The sequence below is a fragment of the Mycobacterium sp. genome (assembly GCF_035499775.1).
Classification (GTDB): Bacteria; Actinomycetota; Actinomycetes; order Mycobacteriales; family Mycobacteriaceae; genus Mycobacterium.
Map to the genome: position 1 here is coordinate 1 of NZ_DATJYB010000629.1, position 5,626 is coordinate 5,626.

3 protein-coding genes are annotated in these 5,626 nt (G+C 60.3%); all 3 read left to right on the forward strand.

Translation table 11 applies throughout. From position 1 onward, the window contains the following. On the forward strand, positions 1-698 hold a 698-nt coding region (locus tag VML93_RS37480; RefSeq protein WP_325618777.1), incomplete at its 5' end, for an adenylate/guanylate cyclase domain-containing protein. A 686-nt stretch (positions 699-1,384) separates the two neighbouring features. Continuing rightward, a complete protein-coding gene (locus VML93_RS37485) occupies positions 1,385-5,056 on the forward strand; it encodes a S53 family peptidase (protein ID WP_325618778.1) in 3,672 nt (1,223 codons plus the stop codon). A gap of 39 nt (positions 5,057-5,095) precedes the next feature. After that, entirely contained in the window at positions 5,096-5,479 is a 384-nt protein-coding gene (locus VML93_RS37490; RefSeq protein ID WP_325618780.1) for a hypothetical protein, read from the forward strand. The last annotated feature ends 147 nt before the right edge of the window (positions 5,480-5,626 follow it).

A 5,626-nucleotide genomic window follows, 5' to 3' on the forward strand; every position in this document is an offset into this window, starting at 1 on the left:
CGTTGCGCGGTCCGTTCTCCATTCCGTTTCGAATGGTTGGTCTGCGGCCGAGCCGGATGAATCCAAACACTTGCACGTTCTGCGAGTTGGCCTTCACCCGTATCATGAAAGCCCGAAATATCACGATTGATGCAACCGTACTCTTCGCTGATCTGAGAGGCTACACGAGCGCGTCCCAATACCTGGATCCCGATCAAATGAGGACAACCCTGGACGCCTTCTATGATGAGTGTGCCGAGGCGATCTGGGAGTATGACGGACTGCTAAACAAGACAATTGGCGACGCCGTCATGGCGGTGTTCAATTTTCCCATCCGACAGGACGATCATGCAGCGCAAGCATTGCGCGCCGCGCGACAATTGCAGCGCCGCTGGGGTGTCCGCCGAGATGGACTTGCAAAGGAGTTCGACCTGGATGAAGGAGCCCTGTGTATTGGCATCGGTATTGCCAGCGGCAACGTCAGTTTCGGTGAGTTCGGTCAGTCGCATCGCGATTTGACAGTGATTGGTACGATCGTGAACACCGCCGCCCGTGCACAGTCTGTCGCGCAAGGCGGGCAGATTTTGGTCACGGGAGCAGTACGGGACCGATGTGAGAACGCCATTAGCGACAAGGGAGCGAAGTACGACCTAAAGGGTTTTGCAGCACAGACCGAACTCTATGATGCCGCGGAATGCGATGCTGCGCGCCCTGTCTAGATCGACCTCGCAGATCGACCTGCAAACGGCATGCTAACGCTGGCTGAGGGTAAGAGCCTCTCTGAAAACGAGTCGAGAGACACGGTCGCCCACCCAACAGCATCCAGAGCACATCGGTCATTCCCCTCTACGTTCTGCAGGAGTACGTCGACGCGCTGCGATCAAAGTTCGCGGGCGCCATTGCCGCAGATTCGAACAGCTGAAATAGCGCGGTGAACACCTCGGCCAGTCCCGCTGACGCTAAAGTGAAAAGCGGCGGACGAGGCGGATGCTGACCCTCTTGCGAGGCTGAGAGCAGGTCTATCAGCGGACTTTTTGAAAATCGCCGGGCCTGATCGTCTAGAAGAAAATGCCGGAGCCGCCGGGGCATCACGCGCCGCTTGCCGCTCGACCTTTTCAAGGTGCGCCCGACCTCGCGAAGCGTTCGACCGGGACGTTTCAAGGCGCGGACTTCGAAGCTAAAAGATAATTAATAAGGTATCCATATCGAGTTGGAAGTGAATTTATCAAACCAGCTATCTACACCAGGGTCGCGCCTCCAGGTTGTTGCGACGTTGTCGTGCGCTGATCGTCCATCCCTCATCAGCGTATGTATCCGCAGGCTCTGCTGTTTCCGCAATAACGTGGATTGTCACAGGGCGAAGCTTCGCCCGTGAAGAATGGGATGACAGGTTTGGGAGAGCGCCATGGCGTCGCATCCAGGAACACCCGCAGGTCCGATCGATCTTGTCCCGTTACCCGGAAGCAAGCGGCCCCGGCCGAAGGAGTCGAAGCTCGTCGGAGCGCTCGAGCCAGGCGACATCGTATCCGTCACCCTGCTGATCCGTCCGCGCGCCGGGAGTCCGCCGCTCCCGGACTATTCCGACTGGGAAAGGACGCCGCCGGGCGAGCGCAAGTTCTTGTCGGTTGAGGAGTACGTCAAGACCTACGGCGCGAGTGAAGCCGATATGCAGGCCATCGAAGCTTTCATTGTCGGCCAGGGCCTGACGCTGGTGGAATCTCACGCTGGACGACGTAACGTCATTGCGCGAGGGACGGCGGCGCAAGTCAACGCGGCATTTGGTGTCGAACTCAATCGCTATGAGTCGCCGGTCGCTGGGTTCCCGCGCCGCAGCGGCGGGACGACGAAAGAGGCTGCGGTGAAGACGCAGGTTCATCGCGGTTTCGACGGACCCGCTTACTTGCCGAAAGCTTTGGCGGAGGTCGTGACGGCAATCGTCGGGCTCGACAATCGGCGTGTCGGAGCCGTGGGTGGAAGCGGAGATCCCGCAGGCGCGAGTTTCCTGTCAGTTCCCGTTCTGGCTCAGCTCTACAACTTTCCCAATACCGGTGCTGCCGACCAGACGATCGGGGTGCTCTCCGGCGGGGGCAATTATCTGTCGTCGGATTTCACGCAGCATTATTTTCCGAGTCTGCCTGCGGGTTACCAGACGCCGCCGACGCTCGTCGAAGTGGACCTCACCTATATCGAAAGTGGCTCGAGCGTGACGTTTTCGAATAACCCGTCCGTCATTTCGAGCGGCAACTGGACCAATGCCGACCAGGAACTCACCCAGGACATATCGACGTCGTCGACTATCGCGCAAGGCGCGACGGTCAATGTCTATTTCATGGACGACACCGAGCCGGGCTGGGTCGCGTTCCTGAAGCGCCTGCTGGTCCCGGGATCGGAAACGCAGCCTGGTGTCGTGACCTCCAGCTGGTTTTTCACCAATGGCGGCGATGACACAGGCACAATCGGCGATGCTTACCAGACCGGAACCACGGCCAATACGCTGTCCGGACTCTTTCAGGAAGTGGGCGTGCAAGGCATCACCTTGTTCATTGCCGCGGGCGATTGGGGCTCTGACGACGGCCAGGCCGACGGCAAGTGTCACGTCAAGTATCCCGCCAGCGATCCATACGTGACGTGTGTTGGCGGCACCATCGTCGGGGCGCCGTCCGGAAACCCGCCTACATTCAAGGAGTATGTCTGGAGCGATGCGCACAATGCCGCCTCGCCATTCCAGTTCGGGAGTGATAGCGGCGCGACCGGCGGCGGCGTCAGCGACAACTTCAAGGTCCCGGCGTATCAGACCGCCGCAGGCGTCGCACAGAAATCGAACAATGACGGCCTGGTGAGGCGCGGCACGCCTGATGTTGCAGGGATGGTGGCGTATTCCGGGTTCTACATCAACGGAGGTCTCTATCCGAATTACATGGGAACCAGCTGCGTCGCGCCGCTATATTGCGGCCTGATCGCCGTCATCAACAGCGCTATTGGCAGGCGCACGGGCTTTCTCAACAATATCCTCTATCCGCTCGGCACGTCGGTCACCAACGACGTGACTTTCGGCAACAACGATTCCGCCGATACGCCACTCTCGACGTACTACTCCGCAGGCCCCGGCTGGGACGCCTGCACGGGTTGGGGTAGCCTCGACGGCATCAAGCTTCTGAACGGCATCGTGCAAAGCCTGTTCACACAGGACATGCAGTTCTGGGTCGACGACAGCACGTTCGGTGCGGACGAAGTGAAGGACACGCCGACGTATGCCGACGCCTTCTGGCTGGTGCTCGAGGGATTCACGCCGAACGTGCTCGGCATCTCGGCCTCGAATCCGTCAGGAACGCTCGCTCCGGTTCTGTCGGGGTCTTTTGTCACGCTGCTCGGAAGCGGCAACATCGCGCTTTCCGGAGCACCCGTTCTCGAACTGCCAGACAACTACTTCACGCCCCAGCGCATTCGCTTTCCCTACACGATCACGTTCCCGGCGGGCGTTCCGTTCCCGAGTTCGGGCGAACAAGCGTATCTGTTGTCGGCCTCGATCACGATTCCAGGCAACCCGACACCCTTCACCGCATCCACGGTGTTCGAACTCGTAGCGGGTGCGGATCCCTACTTCTCCAACATCAATCCAACGCAAAACAATGTCTTCTGGCTGAGCCAGGACCTGCGTGTGTTCACAGCCACGCCAAGTCTGCCTGGCGGTTCGCCGCCGGTCACCGGTCCGGGCGCACCGCCGTTCGGTCCGGCCGATGACAGTGTGACAGGCGCATATAACTATATTCAGGCCGTCGTTAACTATCTCAACGGACAGATCGGCTATGGCAACCCGATCTATGTGCCACCGTCGCCGCCAGCCCCTGATCCGCTCGACACCTATATCAGCGGTCAGGCGAGCGCCCTCAGCGGCGATTCATCGGTGACGCCGACCACGAAGTCCGGCTCTTCGAGCTACAGCAACTACAATTTCGCCATTGCACGCGTGCGCCTGAAGGGCCCGGCGAGTGCCACGTCGGCCAGCAACGTCAAGGTGTTCTTCCGTCTCTTCAGCACGCAAACCAACGACACGGACTACGTCAACACCGCCTCGGCCGTGTCGCTGGCGGACCCGTTCATCACTTTCCCGAGTTCGCCCGCCGGATCCCCTGGCGACCCGCAAAGCCCGCTGCCGGGGACCGATGCGAGCGGAAACATCAACGGCTGCACTCTGCCGTTTTTTGCCACCACTAACTACGTCGACAACCCGACCGACTATGATTCGGGCGGCGTCAACAACCAGAGCTTCTCGGTGCCCGCCGCGAGCGGTGGCGATACGACATGGGCCTTCTTCGGTTGCTTCCTCAACGTCTATGACACGAACAATGTCTACGGCGGCGAGGACCCGCAGTACTGGCTGAAGAGCGGGAGCCATCACTGTCTTGTCGCGCAGATCGCCGACACCGGTGCCCCGATCCAGAACTCGCTGAATGTCGTTGAGAACCCGGAAAATTGCGACAAACTCGCGCAACGCAATCTGCAGGTCACACCCTCCGGCAACCCGGGCTTCCCGTTGAGCCATCGCATTCCACAAACGTTCGATCTGCGGCCGAGCCCTTCGACGGTGAACAACCCATCGGGGTATCTGACCGACCGCCCCGACGAGCTGATGATCGATTTTGGCGACGTTCCCGTCGGCAGCGTCATGAACCTTTATTGGCCGCAGGTCGAGGCGAGCCAGGTGCTGGCACTCGCGGCGAAATACTATTCGACGCATCTGCTCGAGGCAGCCGATGCGTACACCATTCGCATCCCTGTCGAGGGCGACGTGGGCTACGTGCCGATTCCCACGGGCAAGGGAACGAACTTTGCGGGCCTCCTCACGCTCGAACTGCCCTCAGGCATCCGGGTGCGCGACGAATTCCAGGTCATCGTGCGGCGCATTACGTCGAGACGGCCGTCGGACGACATCGACCACGCTCGCGCCAGTGACGCAAGCGTGAATCGAGTCCCGAACTGGCGCTATGTAGTGGGCACGTTCCAGATGACGATCCCGGTGCGCGAGGACGCCGTGATTCTCCCCGCGGAGGAAAACCTGCTGTCCATCCTGAAGTGACGCTTCAGGCGCACGCACCGGACCGATCGGTGGCGCCCGGTGCTATCGCGCTATCTGGCGATCGTGGAAGGTCGCGTGAAAGGCCTGGGCGGGAATCCATCGCACATTGCGCCATCACCCTGGGGGACCAGCGGAAAACCCGGGCCGCTCCATGGCAGCCCGCCTGTGCTGACCGGCGAATTGGAGTTCACCGGCAAGGTGAGCGGCGTCGTCTACGATCACTTCGGTGATTTCGAAGGATTCTTGCTGGAGACGGAAACGAGCCATGAAAGGCGCTTCCACAGCCGCGAACAGGACCTGGAATGTCTGGTGCGCGAGGCGTGGAAGGAAAAAACGCGGATCAGCGTTTTCGTGAATCGTGAGCGTCCGCATACGCCGACGAGGATCATCCTGCGCCGCACCGCAAGATATTTTCCGCACTGAACGACCAGTCGGAAAACCCGCGAGCAGATGATGCGCCGCTTCGAGTCGGCGCATCACCTGCAGCGTTTGGCTCCGGTCCACGATCAGCTAGGCCATCTCTTCGAGCATTGCCGCTATCCCAGCAACCGAAAGTCAAAGCGGTCGCTG